Consider the following 14,197-nt stretch of genomic DNA (forward strand, 5'->3'; position numbering starts at 1 on the left):
GCTCAGGTGCGGGGCAGCTGCTTGCCGTAGTCGAGGGTCTCCTCCTTGGACGGCTCGGCGAGCGGGAAGTTCTTGTTCCACTCGCTGAGCACCACCACACCCGCTCCCCCGCCCCGGGCGAACCTCAGCGGGTACGGGGCGCCGTCCAGGGCCACGTCGAGGGTGCCGCCCTCGCCGTCCCCGCCGCCCTTCACCTTGATCGTACGGATCCCGCCGATCTGGTCCCGGTCGCCCTTGACCTTCTCGCCGTGCAGCCCGGTCAGACCGGCGAGCAGCAGCCCCATGTCGGTGAAGCCGCGCAGCTGGTTGTACGAGGGGTCGCCCTGCGGCACCTTCACGAACTTGTCGTCGAGCTTGTCGGCGGCCTCGGAGTCCGTCTTCGACGGGGAGCCGTCGGCCGAGGTGTCGTGGGACCAGAAGTCCGCCGCCGCCTTCAGGAAGAGGGTGTCACCCACCCGCAGCAGCTCGAAGGTGCTGTTCTTCGTGGTCACGGAACCGGCGGCGCCGTCCTTCCGCAGCCGCATGTTCAGCTTGAACGTGCCGCCCTTGCTGACCAGGGTGCCCGACAGCCGGACCGCCTTCGCGGTGTCCGCCGCGTCCCGCGCCTTGCCCTCGATCTCGGTCGCGGAGAGCCTCCCGACCCCGTTGGTCCCCTCGTCGGGGTCGGCGGCGCAGGCCGCCGTCCCCACGGTCAGACCGGCGCAGAGCGTCAGGGGCACGACGGCCCTGCGGAGACGCGACGACGGGGCGCGAAAGGGCATCTGCGCTACCTCTCCTGGCATGGGGGACACAGGCCGCGGCCGTACGGGGAGAACCGGGGCGGCGGCCGTCCGTGCTGCTCGGGGACGCCGGACGGGGGGACGTCGGCGTGCCGGTGGGGGACGGCAGTCCGCAGCGTACCCGGACCGGACGACGGCCCCTGCGGGGGCCGTCCGGAGTCGCTGCCGGGGCGGGGTGGATCGGTACGGGCTAGCCTGAATCAGGCAAAGCTCGGCAATGACTCGAATCGTGCGGCACCGAGGAGGCGCGTGGCATGGCGGCAGGCGCCCCCCGGATCTTCGTCTCCCACCTCGCGGGGGTCCCCGTCTTCGATCCCGTCGGCGACCAGGTCGGCCGGGTCGGCGACCTGGTGGCCATGCTGCGGGTCGGCCGCAGACCGCCCCGGCTGCTCGGCATGGTGGTGGAGGTGCTCAGCCGCCGCCGGGTGTTCGTGCCGATGACCCGGATCACCGGGGTGGCGTCCGGCCAGGTCATCACCACCGGTGTGGTCAACATGCGCCGCTTCGAGCAGCGGCCGACCGAGCGGCTCGTCCTCGGCGAACTCCTCGACCGGCGGGTCCGGCTCGTGGGGCCCGGCGGGGAGGAGGGCGAGGAGGTCACCGTCCTCGACGTCGCCGTCCAGCAGCTGCCCGCCCGCCGCGAATGGGAGATCGACAAGGTCTTCGTCCGGCGCGGCAAGGGCGGGGCACTGCGCCGGAAGGCCGAGACGCTGACCGTGGACTGGTCGGGCGTCACCGGCTTCTCCCTGGAGGAGAACGGGCAGGGCGCCGAGAGCCTGGTCGCCACCTTCGAGCGGCTGCGGCCCGCCGACGTGGCCAACGCGCTGCACCACCTGTCCCCGAAGCGGCGGGTGGAGGTGGCGGCGGCGCTCGACGACGACCGGCTCGCCGACGTCCTCGAGGAGCTGCCGGAGGACGACCAGGTCGAGATCATCGGCAAGCTGAAGGAGGAGCGGGCGGCCGACGTCCTGGAGGCGATGGACCCGGACGACGCGGCCGACCTGCTGTCGGAGCTGCCCGAGGAGGACAAGGAGCGGCTGCTGACCCTGATGCGGCCGGACGAGGCGGCCGACGTACGGCGCCTGATGTCGTACGAGGAGCGCACGGCGGGCGGTCTGATGACGACGGAGCCGATCGTGCTGCGGCCGGACGCCACGGTCGCCGACGCGCTGGCCCGGGTCCGCCAGCAGGACCTGTCGCCCGCGCTCGCCGCCCAGGTGTACGTGTGCCGGCCGCCGGACGAGACGCCGACCGGCAAGTACCTGGGCACGATCCACTTCCAGCGGCTGCTGCGCGACCCGCCGTTCACCCTCGTCAGCTCGATCGTGGAGAGCGACCTGCCGCCGCTCGGCCCGGACACCCCGCTGCCCGCCGTCACCAGCTATCTCGCCGCGTACAACATGGTCGCGGCGCCGGTGGTGGACGAGAGCGGCTCGCTGCTCGGCGCGGTCACCGTCGACGACGTCCTCGACCATCTGCTGCCGGAGGACTGGCGGGAGACCGAGTTCCACGAGGAGGGGGCCGGGCATGGCCGCTGAGCGCACCCAGGACCGGGACCGGCCGGTCTCCCGAGTCCGGCTCGACCAGCCGCGCGAGCGGCGGGCCAGACTGCTCCCGGAGTACGACCCCGAGGCCTTCGGGCGGATCTCGGAGCGGATCGCCCGGTTCCTGGGGACGGGCAGGTTCCTGGTCTGGATGACGCTCACGATCATCGTGTGGGTCGTCTGGAACATCTTCGCGCCGGGTTCGCTGAAGTTCGACGAGTACCCGTTCATCTTCCTGACGCTCGCGCTGTCCCTCCAGGCCTCGTACGCGGCGCCGCTGATCCTGCTCGCGCAGAACCGGCAGGACGACCGGGACCGGGTCAATCTCGAACAGGACCGGAAGCAGAACGAGCGGTCGATCGCGGACACCGAGTACCTGACCCGGGAGATCGCGGCGCTGCGGATGGGCCTCGGCGAGGTGGCGACCCGCGACTGGATCCGCTCGGAGCTCCAGGACCTGGTGCGGGAGCTGGAGGAGCGCCGGGACCTCTTCCCGTACGGCGAGGACCGGGGAAGTGACGTACCCGACCGTTGACGGGGCTTTCATGGGCCGGTGGTCCGCGCCGTACCATCGTCGGTATGGCTACGGAAGACGCGGTCCTCGAAGCACTGGCGACGGTGAACGACCCTGAGATCAACAAGCCGATCACCGAGCTCGGCATGGTCAAGTCGGTGGAGATCGAACCGGACGGCAAGGTCGCCGTGACGGTCTATCTGACCGTCTCCGGCTGCCCGATGCGCGACACCATCACGCAGCGCGTGACGGATGCCGTCTCCCGGGTCGAGGGTGTCACCGCCGTCGAGGTCTCGCTGGACGTGATGAGCGACGAACAGCGCAAGGAGCTCGCGGCGGCGCTGCGCGGCACGAGCGCCGAGCGCGAGGTGCCCTTCGCGAAACCGGGTTCGCTGACCCGGGTGTACGCGGTGGCCTCGGGCAAGGGCGGTGTCGGCAAGTCGTCGGTCACCGTGAACCTGGCCGCGGCGATGGCCGCCGACGGGCTGAAGGTCGGTGTCGTCGACGCCGACATCTACGGCCACAGCGTGCCCCGGATGCTGGGCGCGGACGGCCGTCCGACCCAGGTCGAGAACATGATCATGCCGCCGTCGGCGAACGGCGTGAAGGTCATCTCCATCGGCATGTTCACCCCGGGCAACGCGCCCGTGGTGTGGCGCGGCCCGATGCTGCACCGGGCGCTCCAGCAGTTCCTCGCGGACGTGTACTGGGGTGACCTGGACGTCCTCCTGCTCGATCTGCCCCCGGGCACCGGTGACATCGCGATCTCGGTCGCGCAGCTCGTGCCGAACGCGGAGATCCTGGTCGTCACCACCCCGCAGCAGGCGGCGGCGGAGGTCGCCGAGCGCGCCGGTTCGATCGCCGTGCAGACCCACCAGAAGATCGTCGGTGTGGTCGAGAACATGGCGGGTCTGCCGTGTCCGCACTGCGACGAGATGGTCGACGTGTTCGGTACCGGCGGCGGCCAGCGGGTCGCGGACGGGCTGACGAAGACCACCGGCGCGACGGTCCCGCTGCTGGGCTCGATCCCGATCGACGTACGGCTCCGGGAGGGTGGCGACGACGGCCGGCCGGTCGTCCTGTCGGCCCCGGACTCCCCGGCGGGCGCGGCCCTGCGCGCCATCGCGGGCAAGCTCGGCGGGCGCCAGCGTGGGCTCTCCGGCATGAGCCTGGGCATCACCCCGCGCAACAAGTTCTGACGCGTCACCGGAAAGGGCGCCCCCTGGTGGGGGCGCCCTTTCGTCGTACCGGATGCGCGCGGCGGGTCGGGTCGGGCGGCGGGTCGGGCGGACCCGCTCATCCGTGCTCCCGGACGCGCCCGGTCAGGCGTACGCGTCGAGGTCCTTGATCTGCGAGAAGCCGAGCCCGTACGCGCTCATGCCCCGCCCGTACGCCCCGATGTGGACGCCGTCGGCGGACCCGGCGAGGACCCAGCCGAACTCGGTCTCGCGGTAGTGGAAGGTCACCGGGACCCCGTCCACCGGCAGCGAGAGCGACGACCAGTCCGGTCCTTCGAGGTCGTCGGCCAGTTCGAACGCGGTCTCGGTCTGCTGGTCCAGCCAGTTGTCCCGGGTCATGTGGTCGAGCGAGGCGGGCCAGGTGTGGACGAGCAGTCCGCTGCCCGCCAGCCAGGCGGCCGAGGAGACCGTGGTGGCGTCGAGGACACCGGTGCCGTCCCCGGTGCGGCGGACCGGGCTGGCGGCGACGGTGACGACGACCGCGAACCGCTCCTTCTCCGTGCCGCTCGCGTCGGACTTTATCGACGGGACGTCACCGTGGCCGGTCGAACCGTGCTGCACGCTGCCGTCCGCCGCCGTGCCCACCTGCATGAGCCAGCGGGGCCCGGTGAAGGCCTCGTCCAGTCCGTACCAGGCGAAGGGCGCCCGCAGATAGCCCTCGGCGGTCCGCCGGGCCGTGGGCACGCCCTCCACCGGACTCGTGGTCTCCATCTAGGCCGCCTCCTCGTTCGATCGACAGAGGGAGGATAGCCACCGGGAGGCGCCGGACCGGTGACGGCCCGTCGTCAGGTCGCGTCGGAGTCGTACGGAGGACGCTCGCCGGTGTCCGGCTTGTCCTGCTTCTTGAGGAGGTCCGGGGTGCCGCCGGGGGCGGTCCCCGCGCCGCCGGAGCCGTTCACCGGAGCGCCGTTGACGGGGGTCCCGTTGACGGCGGTCGGCTGCGGCTCGCGGCCGTGGACCGCGTCGGCGACCTCGTTCATCTCCTTGCGGAGGTCGAAGCTGCCGCGGAGTTCCTTGAGCTCCCTCAGGTCCTCGTTCTGCTCCATCTGCTTGCGGAGGAACGTCTTGGGGTTGAGGTCCTCGAACTCGAAGTCCTTGAAGTCCGGCCCCAGCTCGCTGCGGATGTCCTCCTTCGCGCCGTCCGAGAACTCACGGATCTTCCGCACGAAGCGCGAGACGTCCTGGATCATCTTCGGGAGCTTGTCCGGCCCGAAGACGAGCACGGCGAGGACCACGAGCGTCACCAGTTCGAGTGCGCCTATGTCGCTGAACACCTAGTAGCTCCTTCACGCCGGTCCAGGGCCCGGTCCACGGTACCCGCCGAAACTGCCGGACGGGTACCTCCCGGTGTCCGCCGGATGGCGCTCAGCCGCCCTGTGAGGATCCGAGGGTCAACGTCTTTGTCAGCTCTTTGCCGTCGCGGTTCAGGGTGAGCGCCAGCCGGTCCCCCGGGCGGTGGGCGCGGATCTTCACGATCAGCTCCTCGCCGTTGTGCACGCGCTGGCCGTCGACCTTGGTGATGACGTCCCCGGGCCGGAGCCCGGCCCTGGCCGCCGGGCCGTCGGGCGTGACGGACGCGGTGCCGTCCTTGCCCTTCTCGCCGACGCGGGCGCCGTCGCCGTTGAACTGCATGTCGAGGCTGACGCCGATGACGGGGTGGGTGGCCTTGCCGGTGTTGATGAGCTCCTCGGCGACCCGCTTGCCCTGGTTGATCGGTATGGCGAAGCCGAGGCCGATGGAGCCGGGCTGGCTGGCTCCGGCGCCCTCGCCCTCCCCGGAGCCGCCCGCGGCCCGGATGGCGCTGTTGATGCCGACGACCCGTGCCTTGGAGTCGAGGAGCGGACCGCCGGAGTTGCCGGGGTTGATGGGGGCGTCGGTCTGGAGGGCGTCGACATAGCTGATGTCACTGCCGTCGCCCTTCTCGCCGCCCGCGGTGATCGGCCGTTCCTTGGCGCTGATGATGCCGGAGGTGACCGTGTTGGACAGGTCGAAGGGGGCGCCGATGGCGACGACGGGGTCGCCGACCCGGACGTCGTCGGAGTTGCCGAGCGGCAGCGGCTTGAGCCCCGAGACGCCGGTGACCTGGACGACGGCCAGGTCGTAGCCGGTGTCCTTGCCGATGAGCCGGGCGCGGGCGGTCTCGCCGCTGGAGAACGTCACCGTGATGTCCTTCGAGGACTCGGCGGCGTCGACGACGTGGTTGTTGGTGAGGATGTGGCCCTTGGTGTCGAGGACGAAGCCGGTGCCGGTGCCGGACGAGCCGCCGCCCTTGACGTGCAGGGTGACCACGCCGGGCAGCGCGCTGGCGGCGATCCCGGCGACGCTTTCGGGAGCCCGGCCGGTCTCCCCGGCCGCCGCCTGCGGCAGTTCGACGGTGGTGAGTCCGCCGTTGCGCTCGACGTAGGCGCCGATGCCGCCGCCGATGACCCCGGTGACGAGCGCGAAGGCGAGCGCCCCGGCGAGGGCGAGTCCCTTGCGGGACTTCTTCGCGGGCGCGGGCGGGAGTCCGGGCCCACCGGTCCCCCAGGGGTCGTACTGCACCCAGGGCGCCCCCGCACCCGGCATGTGCGGCTGGGCGTGGGGGTGCGGCGGTACGGGGGGCGGGGCGGCGGCCTGATGGGGCGGTACGGGCGCCGCCGGGTGCCGCACGGGCGGCGCGGGCGCCCACGGTCCCGGCTCCCCGTAGGGAGGCGTCCGGTACTCGTCGGGGGCGTGCAGGGGGGCGGGGGCGCCACCGGGGGCCGCGTCCATGGGGGCGGCCGGACCCACGGGCTCGTCCTTGGTCAGCAGGACGGGCGCGGGGGCGGGTTCGGCGGGGGGCCCGGCGAGGGTCTCGGGCCGGGGCTCGTACGGCCCGGCGAGGGCCTCGGTCCCGTAGGGCCCGGCGAGCGCTCCGGGCTCGGGCTGGGACGTCCCGGCGACGGCCTCGGGCCCGTACGGCTCCGTGACGGCCTCCGGCTCGTACGGCCCGGTGACGGCCTCCGGCTCGTGAAGTCCGGTGGTGCGCTCCGGTGAGGGGCCCGGGGCCCCCGCCTCGGAAGCGGCCTCCCCGGCGGCGGCCGGGGCCTTCCGGTCCGTCGAGTCCGGCTGGTCCACCGGATCTGTCACGTCCTGGCCGGTGTGCGGCCGGGGGGCGGGCAGCGGAAAGTCACCGTCGCCGTCCTCGGCCGGCGGCGGCGTGGGTATCCGCGCCGCCTCCGGCGTCTCCGAAGGCCGGCTCCACCAGTTCGGTTTCCCGTCGTTCATGCTCTCCCCGCAACCGCTGGCCCGTCCGCGCCCCTGGGTCGGGCGCCCGTGTCCCTGGATTCAACCAGGTCGCGGGTCAGCGGTGGGAGCCGAGCGGGCCGGTCGTCGGGCTCGCCACCGGACTGGGCCCGGGGGCGAAGGCCAGCTGGAGGGCCGGGCTCGTCGGGCGTATGAACGGGGACAGGGCCAGGAACGACTGCGAGGACTGGTTCTGGAGGCGGACGGAGAGCAGCGGGGTGGCGGGGGAACGGACCGCGTCCGGCGGGACGGCGCCCGCCGGGACCGTGCCCTGACCGGTCGCGGCGACCGGCCCCCGCACCGCGGAGAGGGGCGTCACCGGGGTGGCCGGGGCACCCGTGGTGGACTGTCCCGCCAGGACGGACTGGGCGCCGGACCGCTCCCCGGAGCGGGTGCCCCGGGAGACGGGCGTGCTCGTGCCGGGCGCCGCGGTGCCGGTGCGCAGCGGGGTGACCGCGCTGCCGGTGCCCTGGCCGCCGCGCGCGCTCGCGCTCACGGAGGCGTCCAGGGGCAGGGTCCCGCCGAGGGCGATGGCCGCGAAGGAGACCGCGCTGGCCGCCACGAAGGCGAACCTGCGGCCGCGTCCGGCGGAACCGGGCGCGCGGTCGGCGACCTCGTGGATGCGGAAGCCGGGTTGCGGGGCGTGCGGGGTCACGACCGCGGCGGTGGCGAAGCCGTCGGACCTCACTCCCCCGGCGTCGAGGAGTTCTTCGAGGGGTCCCCGGGGTCCTCCGGAGCCGCCAGGACCCCCGGGCAACCCCTGGAGGCGGGCGAGGAAGCCTTCGGAGAGCGGTGGGGGCGCGGCGGAGGCGAAGACGCTCTTGAGGGTGCGCTGCGCGTCGGCCTCGGCCTTGCAGCGGGCGCAGGTCGCCAGGTGGGCGAGGACCCGCTCGCGGGCGTCGTGGCCGAGCTCGCCGTCGACGAGCGCGGCCAGCCGGTCTCCGAGGTGGTGTTCGGCAGGGGTCGGAGACGAGGAAGGGCTACCGCTCACGCTGTCCCCGCCTCCCATCCGACGGAGGCCAGGGCACGCTCCGCCCGTGCTTCGGGCGACCGGTGCTTGAGGGCCTTGCGCAGGTGGGAGCGGCCGCGGTGGATCCGGCTGCGGACGGTGCCGAGCTTCACACCGAGGGTGGCGGCGATCTCCTCGTACGACAGTCCCTCGATGTCGCAGAGGACCACGGCGGCGCGGAACTCGGGCGCCAGGGTGTCGAGGGCCTGCTGCACGTCGGCGTCGAAGTGCGTGTCGTTGAACACCTGCTGCGGGGAGGGCTCGCGGCTGGGGAGCCGCTCGGCGGCGTCGTCGGCGAGCGCGTCGAAGCGGATGCGCTGCTTGCGGCGGACCATGTCGAGGAAGAGGTTGGTGGTGATGCGGTGCAGCCAGCCCTCGAAGGTGCCCGGGGTGTAGGTCGACAGCGAGCGGAAGACGCGGACGAAGACCTCCTGGGTGAGGTCCTCGGCGTCGTGCTGGTTGCCGGTCAGGCGGTAGGCCAGCCGGTAGACCCGGCCGCTGTGCGTGCTGACGATCTCCTCCCAGGTGGGAGGGGTCCACGCCGGCGATTCCGCATCCGATGCGAAGGTCGCGGTGGTGGGAGCGGAGTCGGTCGTGCGGAAACGGTCAGCGGTGTCGGTCACGGATTTCGGCTCACCCGCCGACCTGAGAAGACGCCGAAGCACTCCTCCCCGATCCACAGGCGCAGCCGCACCTCCCCTGTCGGCTCTGGTGGTGTCCAGTGGAGCCCCTACCATAGCCACCTCGCCCGTTAGCTCCGGATAAGAATCTTTACGCGAATTTGGAGCCGGGTCACCGGCTGTCTCCTGTCGCGTCCTTCCCCTGGTGAACGCCCGGTCCCATCTGCGGGTTCCCGCTGACAGCGGATACAGTCACCGTTGCGTCAACTAAGGGGACAGGAGAGGGCCATTACCGCCAACCGGCAGACGAGCTGGTCGTTCGCCGACGCCTTTGTCGCCGAGAACGACGCTCTGCGCTGGGCCCGGGAGCGGGCCAGGGAGGCAAGGCTGCCCTCGGTGTCCCCCGGGACCGGCGGCGCGCTGCGCCTGCTGGCCGCGACGGCGGACGCGAAGGCGGTGGCGGAGATCGGCACGGGCACGGGCGTGTCCGGGATCTATCTGCTCCTCGGGATGCGTCCCGACGGGGTCCTGACCACGGTGGACCTCCAGCCGGAGCGGCAGCAGCTGGCCAAGACGGCGTTCCGGGCGGCGGGCTTCGCGGGGAACCGGGCCCGGTTCATCCCCGGCCGGGCCCTGGACGTCCTGCCCCGGCTCGCGGACGGCGGGTACGACCTCGTGTTCTGCGACGGGGACCGGCTGGAGTACCTGGACTATCTCGCTGAATCGTTGCGCCTGCTGCGGCCGGGCGGCCTCGTCTGCTTCGAGGGCGTCTTCGCGGAGGGCCGCACGGTCGACTCGGCGGCCCAGCCGCCGGAGGTCCAGCGGGTGCGGGAGCTGCTGCGCGCGGTCCGGGAGAGCCCGGAACTCATCCCTTCGCTGCTGCCGGTGGGCGACGGTCTGCTCTGCGCGGTCCGCCGGGGCTGACCCCGCCCGCGCGGGTGCCCGGCGGTTCCGTGACCACCGTGTGCCGCCGCTGTCGCCCGGCTCGCCCGCACGGGTGTGCGGCGGGCTCGCGCGGGGCGTGTCGTGGCGCCGACACGCCGCTGCCCCGGGACGGCGGGGCCGTACCGGGGCAGCGGTGAGGATCGTGGAGAACCGGGGTCAGCCGACGACCTTCTTCAGGGCGTCGCCCAGCGCCCCGGCCTCGTCCGGGGTCAGCTCGACGACGAGCCGGCCGCCGCCTTCGAGCGGAACGCGCATGACAATGCCCCGCCCCTCCTTGGTCACCTCGAGCGGGCCGTCACCCGTCCGCGGCTTCATGGCCGCCATGCTCGTTCCCCTTCCTGAAACCAGCTCATCGTCGGCCGGGCAGCTCCATGACCTGGAGCACGTCTCCGGCTTCGAACACATTGCTTCCAGGTCATTATCCCGCATGGCAGCACCCGATGACCAACATCCATCGGCATCGCTTGCGCAACGCGCGCTCGCAAAACCCCACAATTCGGCGATCGGCCTGCGATACTCCGCCGCTCGGCTTCCGGCTGCGGGCCTCCGGAAGCCGGTCGGATTGACGCAGCTCACATGGGCGGTGCGGGTGATGTCCGCCATGCTGGGCGGGTCAACGACGCGATGAGGCGAAGGGATACCGATGGCCGACACGGTGCTGTACGAGGTGAGCGAGGGACTCGCCACCATCACGCTCAACCGCCCCGAGGCCATGAACGCCATGAACGTGGCGGCGAAGGTCGCCCTCCGGGAGGCGGTGGAGACGGCCGCCGCCGACGCCGCCGTACGGGCGGTGCTGCTGACCGCGGCCGGTGACCGGGCGTTCTGTGTGGGCCAGGACCTGAAGGAGCACGTGGGTCTGCTCGCGGCGGACGCGGAGAACGGCACGCGGGAGACCATGAGCACGGTCCGCGAGCACTACAACCCGATCACCCGGGCCCTCGCGGGGATGCGGAAGCCGGTGGTGGCGGCGGTGAACGGGGTCGCGGCCGGGGCCGGTTTCGGCTTCGCGCTCGCGGCGGACTTCCGGGTGGTCGCGGAGACCGCCTCGTTCAACACCGCGTTCGCCGGGGTCGCGCTCACCGCCGACTCGGGCGTCTCCTGGACGCTGCCCCGGCTGATCGGCCCGAGCCGGGCGGCCGACCTGCTGTTCTTCCCCCGCTCGATCAGTGCCTCCGAGGCGTACGAGCTGGGCATCGTGAACCGGCTCGTCCCGGCCGCCGACCTCGCCGCCGAGGCGGGGAAGGTGGCCCGGCGGCTGGCGGAGGGCCCGACGGTGGCGTACGCGGCCCTGAAGGAGTCCCTGGCCTTCGGCGCGGCCCACTCGCTCGCCGAGACGCTGGAGAAGGAGGAGGAGCTGCAGAACCTGGCCGGGGCCTCGGCCGACCACACGATCGCGGTCCGCGCCTTCGTGGCCAAGGAGAAGCCGACGTACCTGGGCCGCTGACCGCGACCGGGCCACCGGGCCACCGGGCCACCGGGCCACCGGGCCACCGGGCCACCGGGCCACCGGGCGGACTCGGGCGGCCCGGGGCCGGTTCCCGTCAGGGGGTCCGTGCCCGCCCCGGGGTCACTTCCCGCCGCGGGCCACGCAGTCCGCCACATGGTCGTCGACGAGCCCGCACGCCTGCATCAGGGCGTAGGCCGTCGTCGGGCCGACGAACCGCACACCGCGCTTCTTGAGCGCCTTCGACAGGGCCGTCGACCCGTCCGTGACCGCCGGGACGTCGGCGACCGTGCGCGGGGCCGGGCGGTCCACCGGATCGGGGGCGTACGACCAGATCAGACCGTCGAGCTCGCCCGGGGACCAGCCCGCGAGCAGCCGGGCGTTGGCGAGGGTCGCGTCGATCTTGGCGCGGTTGCGGATGATGCCCTCGTCCTGGAGCAGCCGCTCGCGGTCCGCGTCCCCGAAGGCCGCGACGGAGGCGATCCGGAAGCCCTCGAAGGCGGTGCGGAAGCCCTCCCGGCGGCGCAGGATCGTGATCCACGAGAGACCCGACTGGAACGCCTCCAGGCAGAGCCGCTCGAAGAGCGCGTCGTCGCCGTGGACCGGGCGGCCCCACTCCTCGTCGTGGTACGCCAGATAGTCCTCGGCCGACAGGCCCCAGGGGCAGCGGAGCAGCCCGTCGGGACCGGGCACCGCCCCGGAGGCGCTCACGCGGCCCCCTCTTCCCCGGCGCGCTCCGCGCCCTCGGCCCGCGTGGCGGAGGCGCCGGTCAGCGCCTCCTCCAGCTCGGCGATCCGGGCGTCCCGCTCGGCCAGCTCGGCGCCGAGACGGACGAGGACGTCGTCCACGTCCGCCATGCGATAGCCCCGCAGCCCGACGGGGAGGCGGAGCGCCTCGACGTCGGCGCGGTCGACCGGGCGGCTGACCGGGAGCGGGTCGACGAGCTGCTCGGGCGCCACCTCGGGCAGCACCTCGCTGTCGCCGCCGCCGATCACGGCGAGGGTCACCGCGGCCACGACCACGACCATCGTGATGAGCAGAAACCAGAACACTGCGCGCCTCTCCCCGGAGTGGAAAACGTCCCGTGCCGATCGTGCCACGTGCCACCGGCGGCTAGGGTCGCAGGCGAACGGACACGAGGGAGGACAAAAGGGATGCTGCGCTTGGGACGGCGTGAATTCGGGCCGCACGAGCCGGTGATCATGGCGATCGTGAACCGGACCCCGGACTCCTTCTACGACCAGGGCGCGACCTTCCTGGACGAGCCCGCGCTCGCGCGGGTAGAGCGGGCCGTGGCCGAGGGCGCGGCGATCGTCGACATCGGCGGGGTGAAGGCGGGCCCCGGCGAGGAGGTGACGGCCGAGGAGGAGGCGCGGCGCACGGTCGGTTTCGTCGCCGAGGTCCGGCGCCGCCATCCCGATGTGGTCATCAGCGTGGACACCTGGCGGGCGGAGGTCGGCGAGGCGGTCTGCGAGGCGGGGGCGGACGTCTTGAACGACGCGTGGGGCGGGGTGGACCCGGGCCTCGCCGAGGTCGCCGCGAAGTACGGCGCGGGCCTGGTGTGCACGCACGCGGGAGGCGCGGAGCCGAGGACGCGGCCGCACCGGGTGGCGTACGAGGACGTGATGGCCGACGTCCTGCGCGTCACGGTGGGTCTGGCGGAGCGCGCGGCGGCGCTCGGGGTGCGCCGGGACGCGATCATGATCGATCCGGGGCACGACTTCGGGAAGAACACCCGGCACAGCCTGGAGGCGACCCGGCGGCTGGGGGAGATGACGGCGACGGGCTGGCCGGTGCTGGTGTCCCTGTCGAACAAGGACTTCGTCGGGGAGACGCTGGACCGGCCGGTGAAGGAACGGGTCCTGGGGACCCTGGCGACCACCGCCGTCTCGGCGTGGCTGGGCGCCCAGGTGTACCGGGTCCACGAGGTGGCGGAGACGAAGCAGGTCCTGGACATGGTGGCCTCGATCGCGGGCCACCGCCCACCGTCGGTGGCCCGCCGGGGTCTGGCGTAGCGGGGGTCTGCGGCGGGGCGGTCGGCGCCTCGCGCGGCGGGGCCGCGGCTGCGGCGGGAGCGGTGCGGCGCCCGGCGCGGTGACCGTGGCTACGGCAGGAGCGGTGCGGCGCCCGGCGCGGTGACCGTGGCTGCGGCAGGGGCGGTGCGGCGCCCGGCCGGGTGCGGGTGATCCAAGACAGCGCGTGGACGACGCCTGGCGGGGTCCGGACGGTCCGTGGCGAGGTGCGGCCGTTCCTGAGGATGCGCGGCCTTGAAGGGGTGCGCGGACCCCGAGGGGATGCGCGGGCCTTGAAGGGGTGCGCGGGCCTTGAAGGGGTGCGCGGACCCCGAGGGGATGCACGGGCCTTGAAGGGGTGCGCGGACCCCGAGGGGATGCACGGTCCCTGAGGGGATGCACGGTCCCTGAGGGGGTGCGGCTGGTCCCCGGCGGGGCGTCGCGTCGGTCGACGGCGCCGGTTCCGACCGCGTCGGTCGACGACGCCGGTTCCGGCGCCTCCAGCCCGTGCCCGTACGGCCCCGGGACCCGCCGCGCCCGTGCCCGTACGGCCCGGCGGGCAGGGCCCCGGCCCGGCCCCCCCGTGAGCGCGACCCCGGGCACGGCCGGACCGGCCCGGGGAACGCGGCCTCACCACCGAGCACATCCCGGGGAAGGCCCCGGCAGGCGCGGCCTTCCCCCTCCTCAGCGGCCCCGGCCCCGCCCCGGCGCACGCGGCCCCGCCCGGCAGGCACGACATCGCCCCCCGCGAGCACGAGCCCGGACACGGCAGGCGCACCCCGGGCCACGGTTCGGACCGCACGCCCGTCCCGGACGCGGGCGGGC

General features: G+C 73.4%; 15 protein-coding genes. 6 read left to right on the forward strand and 9 right to left on the reverse strand.

Going from position 1 to position 14,197, the window contains the following annotated elements; all coding sequences use genetic code 11:
• Positions 1–2 precede the first annotated feature (2 nt).
• A complete protein-coding gene (locus tag ACIO92_RS17380) occupies positions 3–761 on the reverse strand; it encodes a hypothetical protein (protein WP_402281608.1) in 759 nt (252 codons plus the stop codon).
• Between the two features lie 272 nt (positions 762–1,033).
• Here ACIO92_RS17380 and ACIO92_RS17385 point away from each other — a divergent pair, with 272 nt between their 5' ends.
• The 3 genes from ACIO92_RS17385 to ACIO92_RS17395 are packed head-to-tail and all read left to right on the forward strand — an operon-like array spanning position 1,034 to position 4,036.
• Positions 1,034–2,317 carry a magnesium transporter MgtE N-terminal domain-containing protein gene (locus ACIO92_RS17385; protein WP_366440157.1) on the forward strand — a complete coding sequence of 428 codons (1,284 nt, stop codon included), beginning with the start codon at positions 1,034–1,036 and terminating at the stop codon, positions 2,315–2,317.
• Entirely contained in the window at positions 2,307–2,858 is a 552-nt protein-coding gene (locus tag ACIO92_RS17390; RefSeq protein ID WP_366440156.1) for a DUF1003 domain-containing protein, read from the forward strand. Before ACIO92_RS17385 ends, ACIO92_RS17390 begins: the two co-directional genes overlap by 11 nt.
• 44 nt (positions 2,859–2,902) lie before the next feature.
• Positions 2,903–4,036 (forward strand): Mrp/NBP35 family ATP-binding protein, encoded by a 1,134-nt coding sequence (locus tag ACIO92_RS17395; RefSeq protein WP_366440155.1) that lies wholly within the window; start codon positions 2,903–2,905, stop codon positions 4,034–4,036.
• A gap of 123 nt (positions 4,037–4,159) precedes the next feature.
• On the opposite strand, the gene ACIO92_RS17400 is transcribed toward ACIO92_RS17395, so the two are convergent.
• The 5 genes from ACIO92_RS17400 to sigE form a co-directional block, all read right to left on the reverse strand.
• Positions 4,160–4,786, reverse strand: a complete 627-nt coding sequence (locus ACIO92_RS17400; RefSeq protein WP_366440154.1) for a hypothetical protein — start codon at positions 4,784–4,786, stop codon at positions 4,160–4,162.
• 74 nt (positions 4,787–4,860) lie between these two features.
• Positions 4,861–5,349, reverse strand: a complete 489-nt coding sequence (locus tag ACIO92_RS17405; RefSeq protein WP_401242635.1) for a sec-independent translocase — start codon at positions 5,347–5,349, stop codon at positions 4,861–4,863.
• A 91-nt stretch (positions 5,350–5,440) separates the two neighbouring features.
• Positions 5,441–7,321, reverse strand: a complete 1,881-nt coding sequence (locus ACIO92_RS17410; protein WP_402060593.1) for a trypsin-like peptidase domain-containing protein — start codon at positions 7,319–7,321, stop codon at positions 5,441–5,443.
• 76 nt (positions 7,322–7,397) lie between these two features.
• On the reverse strand, positions 7,398–8,330 hold the full coding sequence (locus tag ACIO92_RS17415; protein ID WP_366440151.1) for a zf-HC2 domain-containing protein: 933 nt from the start codon (positions 8,328–8,330) through the stop codon (positions 7,398–7,400).
• Positions 8,327–9,085 carry an RNA polymerase sigma factor SigE gene (gene sigE, locus ACIO92_RS17420; RefSeq protein ID WP_351795674.1) on the reverse strand — a complete coding sequence of 253 codons (759 nt, stop codon included), beginning with the start codon at positions 9,083–9,085 and terminating at the stop codon, positions 8,327–8,329. The genes ACIO92_RS17415 and sigE overlap by 4 nt, the downstream gene beginning before the upstream one ends.
• Positions 9,086–9,226: 141 nt before the next feature.
• Between sigE and ACIO92_RS17425 the strand changes: the two genes are divergently transcribed.
• Positions 9,227–9,892, forward strand: coding sequence for an O-methyltransferase (locus tag ACIO92_RS17425; RefSeq protein WP_366440150.1), 666 nt, complete (start codon positions 9,227–9,229; stop codon positions 9,890–9,892).
• 177 nt (positions 9,893–10,069) lie between these two features.
• On the opposite strand, the gene ACIO92_RS17430 is transcribed toward ACIO92_RS17425, so the two are convergent.
• Complete coding sequence (locus ACIO92_RS17430) at positions 10,070–10,237, reverse strand: DUF3117 domain-containing protein (RefSeq protein WP_069086806.1); 168 nt, start codon at positions 10,235–10,237, stop codon at positions 10,070–10,072.
• A gap of 319 nt (positions 10,238–10,556) precedes the next feature.
• Here ACIO92_RS17430 and ACIO92_RS17435 point away from each other — a divergent pair, with 319 nt between their 5' ends.
• The gene (locus ACIO92_RS17435) at positions 10,557–11,360 is read left to right on the forward strand and encodes an enoyl-CoA hydratase-related protein (RefSeq protein ID WP_366440149.1); all 804 of its coding nucleotides are present in this window, start codon (positions 10,557–10,559) and stop codon (positions 11,358–11,360) included.
• A gap of 123 nt (positions 11,361–11,483) precedes the next feature.
• Here the strand turns inward: ACIO92_RS17435 and ACIO92_RS17440 are convergent, their stop codons facing one another.
• On the reverse strand, positions 11,484–12,071 hold the full coding sequence (locus tag ACIO92_RS17440) for a DNA-3-methyladenine glycosylase I (protein WP_401242648.1): 588 nt from the start codon (positions 12,069–12,071) through the stop codon (positions 11,484–11,486).
• Positions 12,068–12,412 carry a hypothetical protein gene (locus ACIO92_RS17445; protein ID WP_366440147.1) on the reverse strand — a complete coding sequence of 115 codons (345 nt, stop codon included), beginning with the start codon at positions 12,410–12,412 and terminating at the stop codon, positions 12,068–12,070. Before ACIO92_RS17445 ends, ACIO92_RS17440 begins: the two co-directional genes overlap by 4 nt.
• Before the next feature lie 102 nt (positions 12,413–12,514).
• On the opposite strand from ACIO92_RS17445, the gene folP reads away from it, so the two are divergent.
• Positions 12,515–13,375 carry a dihydropteroate synthase gene (gene folP / locus ACIO92_RS17450; RefSeq protein WP_366440146.1) on the forward strand — a complete coding sequence of 287 codons (861 nt, stop codon included), beginning with the start codon at positions 12,515–12,517 and terminating at the stop codon, positions 13,373–13,375.
• The last annotated feature ends 822 nt before the right edge of the window (positions 13,376–14,197 follow it).

The sequence above is a fragment of the Streptomyces sp. NPDC087215 genome, from assembly GCF_044744885.1.
Classification (GTDB): domain Bacteria; phylum Actinomycetota; class Actinomycetes; order Streptomycetales; family Streptomycetaceae; genus Streptomyces.